Consider the following 18,912-nt stretch of genomic DNA (forward strand, 5'->3'; position numbering starts at 1 on the left):
TATCATTTTGTTATGTGATGAAAAAAAATAACTAATAGCACCAGCTTCTGGTTCGTAGAATAGGGTAAAAACAGCGCCAGAAGAATGTAGTGTTAATAAGAAAATTCAAATAAACTTGTGTCATTATCATTAGTTTGGGCGATAAAAAGCAAGTAAGAGGACGAAAGGGTAAAGTTATGGCGCAACAGCAACAGACGCTAAAGCGGGGATTAAAAAATAGGCATATCCAATTGATTGCTTTGGGAGGCGCTGTTGGTACAGGGTTATTCCTCGGAATAGCAACAACCATACAAATGGCAGGGCCATCAGTTTTACTTGGCTATGCATTGTGTGGGTTTATTGCTTTTCTTATCATGCGCCAGTTGGGAGAAATGATTGTTCAGGAACCGGTCGCGGGTTCATTTAGCCATTTTGCATTTAAGTATTGGGGTGGTTTTGCGGGCTTCCTCTCAGGGTGGAATTACTGGGTTATGTTTATCCTTGTTGGGATGACAGAACTGACGGCCGCAGGTAAATATATGCAACACTGGTGGCCTGAGCTCCCGATATGGGTTTCTGCCGCGGTGTTTTTTATTGCGGTAAATGCCGTTAACTTGGTTAATGTTCGCTCTTATGGGGAAACTGAATTCTGGTTTGCATTGATTAAAGTTATTGCTGTCGTAGCTATGATTATTTTTGGTTGCTACTTACTACTTAGCGGTCATGGTGGCTCACAAGCGAAAGTGAGTAACTTATGGGAGTATGGCGGTTTCTTTGCTAATGGTTTTAATGGGCTAATAATGGCTTTGGCTATTATTATGTTTTCATTTGGGGGCTTAGAGCTAGTCGGTATTACGGCCGCAGAGGCAGAAGACCCAGATAAAAGCATTCCAAAAGCGATAAACCAAGTTGTGTACCGTATCTTGATTTTTTATATTGGCTCGTTAGCCGTATTGTTAGCGTTGTACCCTTGGGTTGACCTTGATGGCAAAACAAGCCCATTTGTATTAATTTTCCACGAATTAGGGGATTTACTGGTTGCTAATTCGTTGAACGTTGTCATTTTGATCGCTGCGTTGTCTGTTTATAACAGCGGGGCTTATGCGACAAGCCGTATGTTGTATGGTTTGGCACAACAAAGTAATGCACCTAAATTTCTTGCAAAAGTGAATAAAGGTGGCGTTCCAGTCATGGCATTATTAGTTTCAGGTATTGCGACTTCTGGCGGGATTTTAATTAACTTTGTGATGGAAGGTAAAGCTTTCGAATTATTAATGTCATTGGTTGTGACGACGTTAGTTCTGAACTGGATTATGATTTGTGTTTCAAATTTGAAGTTCAGAGCGGCAATGAACAAACAAGGTGTTGAAACGAAATTTAAAAGCATTTGGTATCCATTTGGGAACTATCTATGCTTAGCATTTTTGCTGTTAATTTTAGGGATTATCCTGACAATGGACGGCTTACGTATCTCGGTATTAATTATGCCATTATGGATAGCGGTTCTATGGGTTGGGTACCAGTTCTCAGGGGCTAAAAAGCAAGATTTAACCAAAAGCCAACAGCTGAGCTAAATTTGATTTTCTGATAATAAAAAGGTCGGTGGGAATATCCCACCGGCCTTTTTATACAGTAATGAAGTACTTAAATTACCATTGCCAACGTAACCAAGCGAATAATACGTTACCGTTATTATAAGTTCCCGGAATATAAGTGGCTTGTAGCGAAAGTTTGTCATATTCCACTGATACCAGAGGAAGCGGTGCTGGGATCGGAATATAGTACATATCCTTGCGGGCAGTAACACTTAGAGTGAAGCCAGCTCCCATGCGAAAACCATCAATGTCCCCGGGGATCCACATTTTCTGGAATGCATAACCACCAATTGGCTCCCAATCATTATGTGAATCTTTAAATGCCATTGCATAGATAGCATGCCAGTCATTGTCTTCATCATAACGATATTTACCAAAGCCCAGACCCCAAGGGCGCTCGTTATATTCATCTGTTTTTTTCTTGTCGTACATTGCACGGTTATGCCAAGTCACAGCGGGAACGTATAGCTCATATTTGTCTGAGTCCCATGTGGTACTGACATTACTTTTAAATGTATCCCATAAATTTGCCGATTGCTCTTGTGCAACGGCAGGCGATGATATGCAGATTGAGGTGCTCATGAGTAGCGATGCACCTACGGCCAACTGTATGTTTTTATAAACTCTCATTGTAAATCCAGTTCTGTATCGCAGATATAAAAATGATGATTAGCTCTCTAATGATTATCAGATTAGCATTATTATTATAATTTTGAGTGAAATTATTTTAATTAAGATGTACAGAATATAACAGTATTTATTACATAGTTAAGGATAATAATTGGCTGGTCATGATAGAACCGTTTAATTTTTCCTGTTTTTAAGTAGGATAACCGATAGATAAATTGGATGTTAACTTATCAGATTGGTTATTGAATAGGCTAATCCTCCTAAAAATAACCAATAATAATAAATAAGGTATTTCATTTTCTTATTAATAAGGCCGTTATTTGATAAGAAAAAATGAAAGAGAATTTTTTAATCAAGAATAAGAGAAAACATTGTGTCACTCATTATTGTTGTATTTAACTTTTTGTAATAAAAGATATTTTTAACAATTTAGGTGATTACGACTAGTAATGTTGATAGAGCAGACATTTATGAAAAATAGCGTGCAAACAAATCTAAAAAGTATGATGCACGTCAAATAATGACTTGTCTCAATGGGATGAAATGAGTGTTATAGGCGGCAGGTATAAGCTGCTGCATGTCAACACGGGTAGGAGCGAGTACTTAAAGGTTTATAGCATATACATTGCTGTGCGTAACCTTGGCTTCTAACTAACAAAGGAACATCACCATGATGCAACGCCAAGAACCACTAACAGAATATCAAGCAAAATGCTTGGCTATCGCTACAGACAAAATATTATCACCAAAACAAAAAGCCAATTTTTTAGCGATAGAGGCCGATAGCAATATTCCTTACCTTGCGATGAGCCAACCCCTAACGGATGCGTTAAATGAACGTATTATTTGTGATATGTATGAAGGAAATGCACCGTATAAGCCACGTTATGTATTGCCCGATTATGTAAAATACCTCAAGCAAGGTTCAAAATACTTAGAGTTAGCCCCTGCTGAGGACTTTGATGACGCCCTTAATCATCTGATGATTTTATACCACCACGTCCCTTCGGTAACCAATTTCCCTGTGTTTTTAGGGTATTTAGATAAAGTCCTCATGCCATACGTGGGTGAGTTGACAGAAGAACAACTGTATCCAAAACTAAAAAGATTCTGGGTGCAGTTAGACCGAACTCTACCTGATGCTTTTATGCATGCCAATATTGGGCCAGATGACAACGTTATTTGCCGTTTGATTTTACGGATTGATGCAGAACTGAAACAAGTCGCACCTAACCTGACATTTGTCTATCACCCACAACGCACACCAGAGTCACTTTTCTTACAAGCGATTGAGAATATTTGTGAATGTAGTAAGCCACATATTGCAAATGATATTATTCATAGTGCGGCATTTGATGAACAAGGTTACGGTATTGTCAGTTGTTATAATGCATTACCTGTTGCGGGTGGCGGAAGCACTTTAGTTCGTATTAATTTGCGCGAAGTTGCGTTACGCAGTCAAAATTCAGCTGATTTTTTAAATGTGCAATTGAAAAAGTATTGTGAGTTACAAATGGAACTCATTGAAACACGTAGCGCATTTTTATATGAGGAATCTAATTTCTTCCAAACCAGTTTTCTTGTTCAAGAGGGGTTAATTGAGCCAGAACGCTTTGCACCGATGTTTGGTATTTATGGTTTAGCAGAGGCCGTGAATATCTTGATGGAAAAAGATGGCGTGAAAGGCCAGTACCAAGCGAATTCACCAGCTTTACCATTGTCTTATCAAATTAGTGAACAATTGGCAGACTTTGTTGAAACAATACCGGTTAAATATGGCTATAAAAACCGAGCTATGCTTCATGCGCAATCTGGGATTAGCTCAGACATAGGAACGACGCCGGGGGCTCGTATTCCATATGGTGAAGAACCCGATCCTGTGTCGCATATTCAAGCCGTTGCACCTCATCACAAACACTATTTATCTGGGATCAGTGACATTTTAACCATCGATGAAACGATTAAACAAAATCCGCAAGCGTTAATGCAATTGTGCAAAGGGGCGTTTAGTTGTGGGATGCGGGAATTTACCGCAAACGTAGCAAGTAATGATTTAGTCCGTGTCACTGGCTATATGGTGCGTTTGTCAGATATCGAAAAATACAAAGAACAAGGTTCTAGAAGCAATACTACCTGGTTAGGTGAAGAAGCGACTAAGAACTGTAAAATTACAGCCCGTCAGCAGCGAGTCATCAGCAATGAGCAATCGATGCGCTACGCTGAATAAGGTTATTCCTTTTTCCTGCGTAGATGGGCCGGGCAATCGACATGTTATCTTTTTGCAAGGTTGCAATTTACGTTGTTTGAATTGTCATAATCCATATACCATGGCGCTCTGTGACCATTGTGGGGACTGCGTTTTAACCTGTCCTCATAATGGGTTATCATTTGTTGATGGTAAGGTTATATGGGATAGCGATGCCTGCCAGCTCTGTGACACTTGTTTACAAACGTGCACTAAGAATTCAAGCCCAATGACAGTATCGTTAAGTGTTAATGATGCTATCAATGACTTAAAAAAAAATGTTGTCTTTCTGAATGGTATAACCATTAGTGGTGGGGAAGCAACAACACAGTTACCCTTTATTATTGAATTATTTAAAGCGATTAAAGACACACCGGAACTGAAACATTTAACCTGCTTTATTGATAGTAATGGCCATCTTGCTTCTGCCGGGTGGAGTAAGGTAATTGAGTATACTGATGGCGTAATGATTGATTTAAAATCATGGAGCGATGAGTGTGCCTTAAGATTAACTGGGAAAGATAACCAGCGTGTATTTCAATCAATTCAATTCCTTGCACAAGCGGGGAAATTGTATGAGTTGCGTTTATTATATATTCCTCAGCAAACAGATTATCTAGAACATATTGATAAACTGGCCGATTTCTTAAATCAACTTCCTGCAAACACACGAATAAAAGTTAATGCCTTTCAGCAACATGGCGTAAAAAACGAAGCGGCTAACTGGCCTGCGGCAACCCAAACGGAAGTAGAGGCATTTGCCCTGCTATTAAAACAGCGGGGTGTCGGTAATCTTCATTTGCCTAATGTGTACTTATAAGTCACGCTAACTTTTCTTGTGTAATATATTTCTCCTTTTTATTTAAGTCATTAAAATTCATTCACTAACCGCTGATATTTGTTAAATGATGTGAGACAATCTAGGCAGTTTTATTGTTTGATTTAAAATGATTTCAGTAAACCTCACTTATCAATCTATTCAAATGCTTTAGCCTAAAAGGGGAATCACTCATGAGGATCAATGCGTTAACCATAGCCGGAACAGACCCATCGGGTGGGGCGGGTATTCAGGCGGATTTAAAAACGTTCTCTGCATTAGAGGCTTATGGTACGAGTGTGATGACGGCATTGGTGGCTCAAAATACCCGAGGCGTGCAATCCGTCCAAGACTTACCCCCTGAGTTTGTGGCGGCACAATTAGATTCTGTTCTCAGTGATGTACGAATTGATAGTGCAAAAATCGGCATGTTGTTTAATCAAAGTAATATCGTAGTGGTGGCGAATGCGCTGAAGCAATATCCAATCCCGTATGTGGTATTGGATACTGTCATGGTGGCTAAAAGTGGCGACCCGTTACTATTGCCCGATGCGGTTGAGGCATTGCGCCAACAATTATTACCCCTCGCTTCTATAATTACACCGAATCTCCCTGAAGCTGCGGTATTACTAGACGAGAAAGTTGCACAAACAGAAAGCCAAATGTTGACTCAGGGGTATAAATTACTTGAAAAAGGTTGCCAAGCGGTGTTGATGAAAGGCGGGCACCTAAGTGATGCTGAAAGCCCTGATTGGTTAATCACACCTGAAGGTGAATGGCGCTTTACCTCTATTCGTGTAAATACTAAAAATACTCATGGTACTGGGTGTACTTTGTCAGCGGCTCTGGCTGCTCTGCGCCCTCGTTGCTCTGATTGGCAAGAAGCGGTTACGCAGGCTAAAGCCTATTTACAAGCTGCGTTAGAGCAAGCGGACAGTTTAGAAGTTGGCAAGGGGATTGGCCCAGTACACCACTTCCATGCATGGTGGTAGTCTGTAATGATTGAAAGCCCGAAAACTTGGGCTTTCTCGTTATATTTTAAGCTAATAAGTTACATTGAGGCGGCAACCGGCACTGAATAGCATTCGGCTGCACTGCGAACGTAAAGGTATCTCCCGATAATGGCTCACCATCAAGGTTTAAGATCATATCGTGAGGAGATGAAATTTTTACCCATGATAATTGCCTTTCGACCAAGTGCTCGTTTTTATCGTCTGAAAATAGGTTTGCTAAAAATGCGGGTATGACATCCCTTGCAGGAATAATCAGTAAATTTAATGCACCATCATTAATCAGTGCTTGCGGTGTCAGTTGTTGTCCTCCGCCCGCTTGGCGGCCGTTTCCGACAGCGATGACCAACGTTTCACCTTCCCAACTAAAGTTTTCGCCCTCAATGCGGCAAATATCCGTTTTCAGCGTATCAGGGCGCAATAAGCCATTTATCACGTAAGCGGCACCGCCCAATGCTGATTTCAGTGCTTCAGGCGTTTCGGTGGTAATACGCGTCCCAAAGCCGCCAGTTGCCATATTGAGAAAATAATATTGCTTATTGACTTGCGCAATATCAATGGGAACAGCTTTACCTTTTAATGAGAGAGCAAGGGCGGCTTCAATATCCAGTGGAATATTCGCGCTGGTGGTAAAATCATTTGCCGTTCCCATCGGGAGAATTCCTAAAGTAGGGCGAGAGTCACTCGGGAACTTCATCAAGGTACTGGCAACCGCATTTACTGTGCCGTCACCTCCTGCGGCAATGATGGTATCAACGCCATGTTTTATTGCCTGAGAAATAAAATAATAAGTATCATCCAATTCCCACGGAATACGGACTTGAATTTGATGGCCTTCATTACGTAAGTGAGTAATGGCCTTTCGCAGCTCAGCGTGATTGGCTTGTTTACCATTAAGGATAATCATGGCTGACTGATATTGATTCATATATACCCATCCATTCGGCTTAACATATGGCAAATATTCGTTAAAATGAGTATAAATGGATTTATAAGATATTGATGAGCTTATTTTAGATTTTTTACAGTAATAGCGTTAACAAGAGAAATGAAATAGAAATTGCAGATAAAAGAAATGGCTAGCTCAAGGGAGATTGAGCCAGCCAAGGAGGTGGTTCCTAGTCTTATTTTATGACTTTCTAGTTCTTCGTTTTCAAGAGTGACTATACGATATTGAATAGCCAATTGATGTGATCTGTTGCATAAAATTGGATATTCAGTGCACTTTTCAATGTAAATGTCAATAACGCGAATGATTCTCATATAAGAAAAAGCATATAAAGTGAAATAATATCATATAATAGATAAAAAAAAGCCAAAATATCAAAACGTTAAACGATGAGATTTTGGCTTTTAGCGAACAAACTATTTAAAAAACACGGAGTGGCGGTTAGCCTGCAATTTGCTTTTCTGCCTGAGTTTGGTGAGGTGCGCGGGTCGTTGTTCCTGCTAAGTTACGGATCAACAAACCAAAATTAACATCGACATCCTCAGGGATTGGCAGGTAAACCACATGGCCGTTACCGGGTGCAACATCAATCGCTTCACCTTTGCGGTTTGCTAATGAGTCCAAAGTAAAGACAATATTACCCGCCGGGGTCATCATCTCTAAGCTATCCCCAACACTAAATTTATTTTTTACATCAACCTCAGCCATACCATTGACACGTTTACCTGTGAATTCACCCACAAATTGCTGAGTTTCAGAAACAGAATAGCCATATTCATAGGTTTGGTAGGCATCGTGAGTGTGGCGACGCAAGAAACCTTCAGTGTAACCACGGTGTGCTAACCCTTCTAAAGTAGATAACAACGTTGGGTCAAAGGGTTTTCCTGCGACAGCATCGTCAATCGCACGTCTATAGACTTGTGCAGTACGAGCACAGTAATAAAACGATTTTGTGCGGCCTTCAATTTTTAATGAGTGAACACCCATTTTTGTTAGGTTTTCAACGTGTTCGATTGCACGTAAATCTTTAGAGTTCATGATATAAGTGCCATGTTCGTCTTCAAAGGCCGTCATATATTCGCCTGGACGTTTAGCTTCTTCTATCATAAAAACTTTATCTGTTGGCGCGCCCGCACCTAGGGTTGGTGCCACATTTTGTACAGGGATAGGTTCATGCACATGGACAATATTACCCACATCATCTTCTTTACCTTCTTGTACGTTATATTCCCAGCGGCAAGCATTGGTGCAAGTCCCTTGATTTGGGTCGCGTTTATTAATATAACCCGAAAGTAGACAACGGCCGGAATAGGCCATACAAAGGGCACCATGGACAAAGACTTCAAGTTCGATTTCCGGTACTTGTTGACGAATTTCAGCAATTTCTTCGAGGGATAATTCGCGAGATAAGATCACACGTGTTAAGCCCATTTGTTTCCAAAACTTCACCGATGCCCAGTTAACTGCATTGGCCTGCACTGATAAATGAATATCCATCTCAGGAAACGCTTCACGAACCATCATAATAAGGCCAGGGTCAGACATGATCAGAGCATCTGGGCCCATTTCAATGACGGGGGTTAAATCACGAATAAAGGTTTTTAATTTCGCATTATGAGGGGCAATATTCACCACCACATAAAACTTTTTACCCAACTCATGGGCTTCCTGAATGCCTTTAGCTAAGTTTTCGTGATTAAATTCGTTATTTCGTACGCGTAAGCTGTAACGAGGCTGTCCTGCATAAACGGCGTCTGCGCCGTACGCGAAGGCGTAGCGCATATTTTTTAATGAACCGGCAGGGGACAAAAGCTCTGGTGTAAACATGGTTATTCTCTATCTGATGTCAAGTCAGCACTCACTCATACGAGAGAGTGTTTTTAAGGGATGAGGATTTTACTCCTATTTGATAAAAAAACCAAATATCCCACAAGAATAGTATGTCTATTGATTGCTTAATATTCATCCCAACGGTAGCCGAGGCCATATATTGAACGAATAAAGGTTTTTTCGTTATCAAGGGACTCTAATTTACGGCGTAAATTTTTGACGTGACTATCAATTGTACGGTCCGTTACTACGCGGTGGTCGTCATATAAGATATCCAGTAACTGGTCGCGAGAAAACACCATACCTGCATTATCAGACATAAACTTGAGTAGCCGAAATTCAGCGGGTGTGAGTTCAAGTAACTGTGAGCCATAGCGTACTTGAAATGCATTTTCATCAATAATAAGCTTGGTTTGATTATTGCTATTAGTTTGGCTATTGCTAGTTGTCATATTTGGCTGGCAACGGCGTAAAATCGTTTTGACTCGAGCCACGACTTCTCGCGGGCTAAAAGGCTTACAAATATAGTCGTCAGCCCCAATTTCTAACCCTAATAAACGGTCAATTTCTTCGGTTTTTGCTGTCACCATAATAATGGGAACATCACTGAATTTTCGTAGTTCACGACATACTGAAATGCCGTCCATACCAGGTAACATTAAATCTAATAAAATGAGTGCAGGTTGATGTTGTTTAACATAGTCGATTACTTGGTCACCCCGTGCAATTAATGCGGGTTGATAATTTGCAGCTTGTAAGTAATCGAACAGCAGTTGGCCTAGCTTGGGTTCATCTTCCACAACCAAAATAGGGGTATTGCTCTGTTCAGTCATGATCATAAACCTTTGTCTTTTAATTGAATCGGTAAATTAATGGTAATTTTGACACCACCTAATGGTGACGGTGCTGCGGAAATTGTCCCATGGTGAGCCTCAACAATATTATAGCAAATGGCCAACCCTAAACCTGAACCGCCACTGGCGCGATTACGAGAACCTTCAGCACGGTAAAAACGTTCAAATAAATGTTGGCATTGCTCAGTAGTCAGCCCCGGGGCGCTATCTTGCCAAATTATACTGAGCTGGTTGTGGTCTTGTGTGACTTGAATGGCAATTTTACCTTGTGGGTCCGTATAGCGTAAGCTGTTTTCCATTAAGTTATAGAATAACTGAGTGATGCGGTCAGGGTCTGCAAACACGTTGCCTTGTGCAATAAATTGCCGTTCAACTGAAAGTTGTTGGTCTTCTAACCGCCAGCGAGCTTGGCCTATCGCCATTTCAATTAAAGGAATGATATCGGTAGCATACGATAGACCAATGAGCCTCTATCCGATAACGAGAGCTGGTGGAGGTCATTAACCAGCTTAATTAAAGTTTGGGTTTCATTCAGTAGGGAATTGATTGTTTCGGGAGTGGCTTGCCGGACGCCATCTTGCACCGCTTCTAATTCGCCTCGCAGAACTGACAACGGCATGCGGAGCTCATGGGAAATATCCGCCATATAATCACGCCGCATTTGTTCGTTTTTTTCAAGGGTAGAGGCCAGATGGTTAAAATCTTTAGCCAGTTGCCCAAGTTCATCGCGGCCAGACTCAGGAACCCGCGTGGCAAAATCACCATTGGCGAGCCGGTTAGTGCCTTCGAGTAACCGCTTGATGGGTTTCAAAAAACTACGGGCAAGGAACAATGTGGCAATCAGAGCCACAAATAAAGACAGCCCAGCGATGATCCAACTGGTATACATTTGTTTGGTATCAAAACGGCGGTCAAGGGCGCTGCTGATTCCCGTTTCATAGCTGGCAACGAGCCAACCGACGGTTTCACCATTGCTAGTAACAATAGGCTCACGGAGAACTTTGCTCGGTAGGGGCGTGTCTTGCCCGAAAATTAGCCGGTCTTGTGTATCATAAACCCAAAAAATGGTTCGCCAGCGCTGTCGCATCGGGCCACGATGCTGTTGATGTTCTACAGAGCGCAGAATGCGAAAGAAAATGCGATCATTACCAATCAAAAACCGCCAATTGCCCATTTCTTCATATTGTTCCGCAAGGGCGGAAGAAACCTGCTCAACGCGTTGTTGGTCATTTTCTTTAATATAGTCAATAAAGCCATGTTGAAAACTCATGCGCACGCCTTGGTGCATAATTAGCACTAGCAATAAGCATGTCGCAAAAATAGCTAAAAAAAGCCGAGTACTAACGCTATTTAACCTAAGCTTCATGGTTATTCTCCACAATCTTATGCGTTAATGACTTTTTGCGCTGCCAACGTTGCCTTAAGCTATCAAAACTTAAATACACAACAGGAGTGGTAAATAAAGTCAGCAATTGGCTCATTATTAAGCCACCGACAATGGTGATCCCGAGAGGTTGACGTAGTTCTGCTCCATCACCACTACCTAACATTAACGGTAACGCACCAAAAATGGCGGCGAGTGTCGTCATTAAAATAGGGCGAAAACGTAATAAACTGGCACGGAAAATGGCTTCTTGAGCGGTTAAACCCGCTGTTCTTTGTGCTTGAATAGCAAAATCCACCATAATAATGGCGTTCTTCTTGACGATCCCAATTAATAGCATGATGCCGATTAAAGCGATTAAACTAAATGGTGTATCAAATAACTCAAGGGCTAATAATGCACCGACACCAGCAGAAGGCAAAGTTGATAAAATTGTCAGTGGGTGAATATAACTTTCATATAGAATCCCAAGAACTAAATAGACAGTCACAATAGCGGCTAAAATCAAAAATAATTGTGATTGCAAAGTTTCTTGGAATATTTGTGCCGTTCCTGCAAAAGACCCTCGCACTGTAGATGGCACGCCAAGCGCAGTCATGGTTTTTTCTATTTCGACGATGGCATCATTTAAGGTATAACCGTCAGCGACATTAAATGCGATAGTGGATGAAGCTGATAGCCCCTGGTGGTTCACGCTTAATGGCGCATTCGCCGGCTGCCAACGAGCAAAATAAGACAGCGGGATAGCGTCACCATCTTTATTGATAACAAACATTTTGTCGAGGGAACTGACATCTTGCGTATATTCAGGGGCAACTTCCATCACCACTTTATATTGGTTCATTGCTTCATAAATAGTGGAAACTTGGCGTTGGCCAAATGCGTTGTTAAGCAAACTGTTAGCTTCACGGACATCGATACCTAGCTGGGCCATTAAGTCCCTATCGTAGGTGATCGCCATTTCTGCGCCTTTGTCTTCCTTATCTGAGTTCACATCTGTCAGCTGTGGCAATTCACCGAGTGCTTTACGAATGGCGGGTTCCCAGTCACGCAATGCAGAAAGCTCATCCGCAAGCAGCGTAAACTGATAGCTGGCATTGGCTTGTCGACCTCCCACACGAATATCTTGTACTGGCATCATAAACAGGTTAGCCCCTGGCTCATTGGCTAATTTCATGCGTAACCGATTAATGACATCAGCTGAACTTTCAGTACGTTCACCCAGTGGTTTTAATGAGATATACATAAAACCGCTGTTTACCCGGCTACCGCCAGTAAAACCGGTGACATTATCCGTCGCTGGGTCGGCTTTAACTTGCTGCATAAAACGGGTCATTTTTTCTTTCATTGACTGGAATGAAATACTTTGGTCTGCGCGAACAAAGCCCAGCACACGGCCGGTATCTTGTTCAGGAAAGAAAGTTTTCGGAACGGTAATATACAGATAAACGTTTAAGCCGATTGTGGCAAATAGCACTGCGAGAACACTACGGCGATGTTCGAGTACCCATTTTAAAGCGATGCCATAACTTTCTTGCAAGCGCAGCAACACACGTCCAAACCCGCGATGTTTGGCTTTGACGTTGCGAGGGCGTTTCTTCAGTAAGTAAGCACACATCATAGGGGTGAGCGTTAATGAGATCACCAAAGAAATACCGATAGCGGTTGCAAGGGTAATGGCAAATTCGCGGAATAAACGGCCGACCAGTCCATCCATAAGCAGTAGCGGAATAAAAACAGCCACTAAGGAAATACTCATGGAAACGACGGTAAAGCCGACTTCATGCACGCCTTTAACCGCCGCAATAAACGGTTTTTTACCATTTTCGATATGACGTGAGATATTTTCTAATACGACAATGGCATCATCAACCACAAAGCCCGTCGCAACCGTTAATGCCATCAATGACAAGTTATTTAAACTAAAGCCACATAAATACATGGCCGTAAAAGTCCCAATCAATGAGACAGGGACAGCAACGGCAGGGATCAAAGTAGCGCGACCTGAGCGTAAGAACAGCAGCACCACGAGGATCACCAAGGCAACGGCAATCAGTAGAGCACGTTCCACTTCGGCTAGAGACGCGCGGATGGTCGGTGTTCTGTCTTGTGCCACTTTTAAATCAATAGCGGCAGGGATCATGTCATTGAATTCAGGCAATTCAGCACGAATACGGTTCACTGTTTCAATAATATTGGCACCAGCTTCACGACGAATGACAATCAAAATAGCCGGTTTACCGTCTGCCATACCGGCAGCGCGTACGTTTTCAATGGAATCTTTAACATTGGCGACATCGCTGAGCTTTACAGCATTGCCTTGGCTGTAATGAACAATAATTGGTCGATAATCGGCTGCTTTTTTTAACTCATCATTAGTCTGTACTTGATAACGTTTTTCGTCATCATTGATATAGCCTTGCGGTTGGCGAACGTTAGCACTACTAATGGCTGAGCGCACGGCATCAAGGGAAACCCCTTGGTTAAATAGGGCGGTTGGGTTGAGTTCAACCCGTACGGCAGGGAGCGAGCCGCCACCAACTGAAACTTCACTAACCCCTTCAATTTGCGCAATTCGCTGGGCTAAACGGGTAGATGCAATATCATAAATTTCGCCAGTGCCCATGGTCTCTGAGGTCATGGTTAAAATCATAATTGGCGCATCAGACGGATTAGACTTGTAATAACGTGGACGGCTTGGCATACCGCTGGGCAGCAGGTTTTGCGCGGCATTAATCGCAGCTTGCACTTCCCGAGCCGCGTTATTAATGTCTTTGTCGAGATTAAACTCAAGGGTAATAGTGGTTCGCCCAAGCGCACTGCTTGAGGTCATTTCGCTGATCCCAGCAATACTGCCTAAAGAGCGTTCAAGAGGTGTCGCAACGGAGGACGCCATGGTTTCGGGTGACGCCCCAGGAAGTGACGCTGTCACGTTAATCACAGGGTAATCTACTTGAGGCAACGGAGAAACCGGTAAAAATAGAAAACTCAGGGCACCACACAAAGTAATCGCAACGCTAATCAGCGTCGTTGCTACCGGGCGGCTAATAAATAGAGCAAAGAAGCGCTTCATTATGACACCTGTGCCTTCTTCGCTTGGCGACGGTCTTTAAAATAATGAGAAAGACGGTCGAACAATAAGTAAATAACCGGTGTGGTAAATAAGGTAAGGATTTGGCTCATAATTAAGCCACCAACCATACAAATTCCTAATGGTTGGCGTAATTCTGCACCGACACCTGTACTTAGCATTAATGGCAAGGCTCCTAGTAATGCCGCCATGGTGGTCATTAAAATTGGGCGAAAACGCAGTAGGCAAGCTTGGTAGATGGCATCATAAGGGGACATTCCCTGTTCACGCTCTGCAGCAAGGGCAAAGTCAATCATCATAATGGCGTTCTTTTTCACGATACCAATTAATAAGATGATGCCGATGACTGCAATAACATCAAGGTCTTTTCCTGCCATCATTAAAGCAAGTAATGCGCCAACCCCCGCAGTCGGTAAGGTAGATAAAATCGTAATCGGGTGGATAAAGCTCTCATATAAAATGCCTAATACGATATACATCGCCACAATTGCGGCTGCAATTAACCAGATAGTGCTGCTTAGTGCAGCTTCAAAGGCTAAAGTCGCCCCTTGGAATTGAGTGGTAATGGATTTTGGCATAGCAATTTGTGATTCGGCCAATTTCACGGCATTGACGGCAGACTCAAGCGAAGCGCCATTCGCCACATTAAACGAGAATGTCACCGCGGGAAATTGGTCGAGGTGATTAATGGCTAATGGCCCATTACCTTCTTGAATATTTACCAAGGTGCTTAGTGGCACAATGGCTCCATCAGTGCCTTTTAGACGAATATCATTCAGCGCATCCATACCATCACGGGTTTGTGTGTCATGTTCTAATATCACACGATATTGATTTGACTGTGTGTATATGGTTGAAACCATTCGCTGCCCAAATGCATTATATAAAGCGTTATCAATGGCTGACATTGTGATACCAAAACGGCTTGCGGTATCACGGTTAACATTCACATAGGCAACTAGCCCTTTATTTTGCCAATCACTACTGACATCCGTGAGTTCAGGTTGTTGTTCTAGGGCTTCTAACAAGCGTGGAACCCAAGTGGTTAATCCCTCTAGTGAACCTGCCTGTAACGTAAATTGATACTGTGTGCGTGCAACTTGCGTATCGATGGTGAGATCTTGCATAGGCTGCAAATATAAATTCACCCCGGCAATGTTATCCACGGATTGTTGTAGACGATCAATAATCGCCACCACTCTATCTTCACGCTCATCAAGGGGCTTTAAGGTAATTTGGAGACGCGCGTTGTTTAATGTTGGGTTGCTACCATCAACCCCCACATAAGTGGTGACATTATCAACCGCAGGGTCTGCCAATAATTTTGACGCAACTTCCTGTTGCTTTTGCGCCATGGCCGCAAAAGAAATAGATTGACGGCTTTCAATTGACCCTTGAATAATTCCACTGTCTTGCAAAGGGAAAAAACCTTTTGGGATCCACATATACAGCAAAACAGTCAGCACCATGGTGCCTAGCGCCACAGAAAGCGTTAACCATTGGTGATTAAGAATACGTTTTAACCAAATTGCGTATCCAGCAACCATACGGTCAAAGAAACGCTCACACGCTAGTTCAAAACGGTTATGTTTATGTTGCGACTCTGGTTTTAATAAACGTGCACACATCATTGGCGTTAACGTTAAAGAGACGACAGCGGAGATCAAAATAGCCACAGCTAGGGTAATGGCAAATTCGCGGAATAACCGGCCGACAATATCCCCCATAAATAACAGCGGGATTAATACTGCAACTAAAGAAAAGGTGAGGGAGATAATGGTAAACCCGATTTCACCCGCCCCTTTGAGTGCAGCGACCAGAGGCTTATCGCCTTTTTCTAAGTAGCGGGAAATATTTTCAATCACCACTATCGCATCATCGACCACAAAACCTGTGGCGATGGTTAATGCCATTAGGGTGAGGTTATTGACAGAAAAACCACAAAAATACATGACTGCAAAGGTACCAACGAGGGACAGCGGTACCGCAATGCCCGGTATTAAGGTGGCAATTCCATTGCGTAAAAACAAATAAATCACCATCACCACGAGGGCGATGGCTAACATTAACTCAAACTGTACATCATTAACGGACGCTCGAATAGTACTGGTTCTATCGGTTAAAATATCGACATTAACCGATTTAGGTAAGCTTTCAATTAATTCGGGTAACAGCGTACGAATGGTATCTGTGGTTTCAATGACGTTAGCACCGGGCTGCCGCTGCACATTGATCACAATCGCCTGTTCATTATTTGCCCATGCCCCTAAATAGGCATTTTCGGCACCTTGTGCAATCGTTGCAATGTCGCCTAAACGTACAGGCGCACCATTTTGGAAGGCCACAATAAGCTGACGATAGTCGTCAAGTGACTTCATTTGGTCGTTAGCAGAAAGCGTCACTGCTCGCGTTGGCCCATCGAAACTCCCTTTTGCGGAGTTGACGTTAGCATTGTTGATGGCTAGGCGGATGGTTTCGCTATCCAGCCCTTTGGCTGCCATGGCTTGTGGGTTTAAATTCACGCGAACAGCAGGGCGTTGACCACCGGCTAAGGTGACTAAACCCACGCCATTAACTTGGGATATTTTCTGGGCAATTCGCGTTTCAATAATATCCTGTACTTGCGTTAACTGCATCGCATCAGAGGTGACCGCTAAGGTGAGTACAGGCGGGTCAGCAGGGTTTACCTTATTATAAATCGGAGGATAGGGTAAATCCGAAGGCAGTAAACTACTGGCGGAATTAATCGCTGCTTGGACTTCTTGTTCGGCAACCTCTAGAGGCAACGTTAATTGGAACATCAGTGTTATAACTGATGCTCCTCCTGAACTTTGCGATGACATCTGTTTAAGACCCGACATTTGCCCAAACTGGGTTTCCAAAGGCGCAGTCACTGCAGAGGTCATCACATCGGGGCTGGCTCCCGGGTAAAGGGTAACAACTTGAATCGTCGGATAATCGACTTCGGGCAGGGCTGAAACAGGTAAGAAGCGATAGCCGATGATCCCTGCAAGTAATATAGCCACCATGAATAATGTGGTAGCTACAGGGCGCAAAATAAATAAACGAGAAGGCCCACCGCCTTTTAACATTTCAGGCTGCATTACGCTTTCTCCGCGCTATTGGCTTTACCTTTGCGGGGCTCTTTTTTGGCGATGCTTTCAGCGGTAACGACTTCGACAGTTGTGCCATCGGTGAGTTTATCAACACCATCGGTGATGACTTTGGTATTTGCTGCGAGCCCACTTTCAATAACGACTTGTTGGCTATCTTGCATCCCCACGGTCACATTGTGTTTGCTGACTTTATTATCATCACTCAATACCCAAACATAATGACCTTCATTGCCCATTTGCAGTGCAGCGGTTGGGATCACCACGGCATTTTGCAGCGTTTCAACTTGCATTTTTACGTTAACAAATTGATTAGGGAAAAGTTTTTCTTCTTCATTGGTAAAGCGCGCTTTTATTTTAAGAGTGCCGGTCGCAGCATCAATTTGGTTATCAGTACTGAGTAGCTCACCGCTTGCGATTAGCGCGATATTGTTTCTGTCCCAAGCTTCAATCAATACTTTTTCACCGGAAGATTGCGCTTGCTGGATCGCGGGAATATCACCTTCAGGTAAAGCAAACAAGACATCTGCGGGTTGAGTTTGTGTGATAACAACAAGAGGGGTTGAGGTTCCTGAAGAGATAAAGTTTCCGACATCAACTTGTTTTAAACCAACCCGCCCTGAGATGGGGGCAGTAATTTTACTGTAGGTTAATTGCAGTTTGGCATTATCAACGGCCGCTTGGTCGACTTTAATACTGCCTTGTGCCTGTAATACCGCCGCTTTTTGGTTATCTAGCTCTTGTTGCGAAATCACTTTAGTGCCAGCAAGCTTTTGATAACGAGCTAAATCTAATTGCGCATTAGCTAACGTTGCTTTGTCTTTAGCTAATTGCCCCTCAGCTTGTGATAGCTGAACTTCAAATGGGCGAGGGTCAATCTGTGCCAATAAATCTCCCTTATTGACATATTGCCCTTCGGTAAAATACAACTGCATCAACTGGCCTTCAACACGGCTGGTTACAGTGACAACATTTGCCGCTTGCACCGTGCCTAGGCCTGATAAAAATCGCGGAACGACTTTTTGTTCAGCAACTGCAAACTGCACAGGGGCTAACACACGTGGTGGGCGGTCCATCGCGCTTCGCTGTGAGTTTGGTTTTGCTACTGTGCCAGTAGATTGTGTATCTAATTGTTTTTCTTGATGATAAAAGTACCAAGAAACGCCAGCTACCGCAATAATGGCAATAAAAATGGCAGAGCGAATAAAAGGTTTACGTTGTTTTTGTTTATTCATTTTGGGTAATTCGCTTAACTCAAAAAAAGTGGATGAGATCCGTCAGGCTGTATACTAAAAAACTAACAAAAAAGAGTCAGTTAGACATATTAGTAGTTTAACGTGATAGGTACAAAGAAAAATGGAGGAAATATGAATAAGTGTCAATTTCTGTACTTGTATACTTCAGTGCTTGTAAAG

At 42.7% G+C, this 18,912-nt stretch carries 11 protein-coding genes and 1 pseudogene; 4 read left to right on the forward strand and 8 right to left on the reverse strand.

Annotated features, from left to right (window positions below; genetic code table 11):
- Positions 1 to 176 precede the first annotated feature (176 nt).
- On the forward strand, positions 177 to 1,553 hold the full coding sequence (locus M1F26_RS08590; RefSeq protein ID WP_136135141.1) for an amino acid permease: 1,377 nt from the start codon (positions 177 to 179) through the stop codon (positions 1,551 to 1,553).
- A 75-nt stretch (positions 1,554 to 1,628) separates the two neighbouring features.
- Here the strand turns inward: M1F26_RS08590 and pagP are convergent, their stop codons facing one another.
- Positions 1,629 to 2,156: a lipid IV(A) palmitoyltransferase PagP gene (gene pagP, locus M1F26_RS08595; protein WP_410480049.1), complete on the reverse strand. Its 528-nt coding sequence runs from the start codon at positions 2,154 to 2,156 to the stop codon at positions 1,629 to 1,631.
- A 718-nt stretch (positions 2,157 to 2,874) separates the two neighbouring features.
- Between pagP and M1F26_RS08600 the strand changes: the two genes are divergently transcribed.
- The 3 genes from M1F26_RS08600 to thiD all read left to right on the forward strand — a co-directional run bounded on the left by M1F26_RS08600 (position 2,875) and on the right by thiD (position 6,258).
- Complete coding sequence (locus M1F26_RS08600) at positions 2,875 to 4,431, forward strand: YjjI family glycine radical enzyme (protein WP_140172260.1); 1,557 nt, start codon at positions 2,875 to 2,877, stop codon at positions 4,429 to 4,431.
- Entirely contained in the window at positions 4,403 to 5,269 is an 867-nt protein-coding gene (locus M1F26_RS08605) for a YjjW family glycine radical enzyme activase (RefSeq protein WP_140172259.1), read from the forward strand. The genes M1F26_RS08600 and M1F26_RS08605 overlap by 29 nt, the downstream gene beginning before the upstream one ends.
- Positions 5,270 to 5,460: 191 nt before the next feature.
- On the forward strand, positions 5,461 to 6,258 hold the full coding sequence (thiD, locus tag M1F26_RS08610) for a bifunctional hydroxymethylpyrimidine kinase/phosphomethylpyrimidine kinase (protein WP_140172258.1): 798 nt from the start codon (positions 5,461 to 5,463) through the stop codon (positions 6,256 to 6,258).
- Between the two features lie 46 nt (positions 6,259 to 6,304).
- Here the strand turns inward: thiD and yegS are convergent, their stop codons facing one another.
- From yegS to M1F26_RS08645, 7 genes and pseudogenes are all read right to left on the reverse strand, one after another.
- A complete protein-coding gene (gene yegS / locus M1F26_RS08615; RefSeq protein ID WP_140172257.1) occupies positions 6,305 to 7,204 on the reverse strand; it encodes a lipid kinase YegS in 900 nt (299 codons plus the stop codon).
- Between the two features lie 462 nt (positions 7,205 to 7,666).
- Complete coding sequence (gene yegQ / locus M1F26_RS08620; protein ID WP_004253511.1) at positions 7,667 to 9,052, reverse strand: tRNA 5-hydroxyuridine modification protein YegQ; 1,386 nt, start codon at positions 9,050 to 9,052, stop codon at positions 7,667 to 7,669.
- 128 nt (positions 9,053 to 9,180) lie between these two features.
- On the reverse strand, positions 9,181 to 9,888 hold the full coding sequence (gene baeR, locus M1F26_RS08625) for a two-component system response regulator BaeR (RefSeq protein ID WP_172767103.1): 708 nt from the start codon (positions 9,886 to 9,888) through the stop codon (positions 9,181 to 9,183).
- A 2-nt stretch (positions 9,889 to 9,890) separates the two neighbouring features.
- A pseudogene (gene baeS, locus M1F26_RS08630) lies at positions 9,891 to 11,275 on the reverse strand (two-component system sensor histidine kinase BaeS).
- Positions 11,265 to 14,366 carry a multidrug efflux RND transporter permease subunit MdtC gene (mdtC, locus tag M1F26_RS08635; protein WP_140172255.1) on the reverse strand — a complete coding sequence of 1,034 codons (3,102 nt, stop codon included), beginning with the start codon at positions 14,364 to 14,366 and terminating at the stop codon, positions 11,265 to 11,267. Before mdtC ends, baeS begins: the two are co-directional and overlap by 11 nt.
- Positions 14,366 to 17,488, reverse strand: a complete 3,123-nt coding sequence (locus tag M1F26_RS08640) for an MdtB/MuxB family multidrug efflux RND transporter permease subunit (protein ID WP_140172254.1) — start codon at positions 17,486 to 17,488, stop codon at positions 14,366 to 14,368. Before M1F26_RS08640 ends, mdtC begins: the two co-directional genes overlap by 1 nt.
- A complete protein-coding gene (locus M1F26_RS08645; protein ID WP_140172253.1) occupies positions 17,488 to 18,732 on the reverse strand; it encodes an MdtA/MuxA family multidrug efflux RND transporter periplasmic adaptor subunit in 1,245 nt (414 codons plus the stop codon). Before M1F26_RS08645 ends, M1F26_RS08640 begins: the two co-directional genes overlap by 1 nt.
- Positions 18,733 to 18,912 lie beyond the last annotated feature (180 nt).

It is taken from the genome of Providencia sp. PROV048, from assembly GCF_033688165.1.
GTDB lineage: Bacteria > Pseudomonadota > Gammaproteobacteria > Enterobacterales > Enterobacteriaceae > Providencia > Providencia hangzhouensis.

What these genes read in the sequence shown, in the direction of transcription:
- M1F26_RS08590 (WP_136135141.1), top strand. Translation starts at nt 177, where the DNA reads ATGGCGCAACAGCAACAGACGCTAAAGCGGGGATTAAAAAATAGGCAT.
- pagP (WP_410480049.1), bottom strand. Translation starts at nt 2,156, where the DNA reads ATGAGCACCTCAATCTGCATATCATCGCCTGCCGTTGCACAAGAGCAA.
- M1F26_RS08600 (WP_140172260.1), top strand. Translation starts at nt 2,875, where the DNA reads ATGATGCAACGCCAAGAACCACTAACAGAATATCAAGCAAAATGCTTG.
- M1F26_RS08605 (WP_140172259.1), top strand. Translation starts at nt 4,403, where the DNA reads ATGAGCAATCGATGCGCTACGCTGAATAAGGTTATTCCTTTTTCCTGC.
- thiD (WP_140172258.1), top strand. Translation starts at nt 5,461, where the DNA reads ATGAGGATCAATGCGTTAACCATAGCCGGAACAGACCCATCGGGTGGG.
- yegS (WP_140172257.1), bottom strand. Translation starts at nt 7,204, where the DNA reads ATGAATCAATATCAGTCAGCCATGATTATCCTTAATGGTAAACAAGCC.
- yegQ (WP_004253511.1), bottom strand. Translation starts at nt 9,052, where the DNA reads ATGTTTACACCAGAGCTTTTGTCCCCTGCCGGTTCATTAAAAAATATG.
- baeR (WP_172767103.1), bottom strand. Translation starts at nt 9,888, where the DNA reads ATGACTGAACAGAGCAATACCCCTATTTTGGTTGTGGAAGATGAACCC.
- mdtC (WP_140172255.1), bottom strand. Translation starts at nt 14,366, where the DNA reads ATGAAGCGCTTCTTTGCTCTATTTATTAGCCGCCCGGTAGCAACGACG.
- M1F26_RS08640 (WP_140172254.1), bottom strand. Translation starts at nt 17,488, where the DNA reads ATGCAGCCTGAAATGTTAAAAGGCGGTGGGCCTTCTCGTTTATTTATT.
- M1F26_RS08645 (WP_140172253.1), bottom strand. Translation starts at nt 18,732, where the DNA reads ATGAATAAACAAAAACAACGTAAACCTTTTATTCGCTCTGCCATTTTT.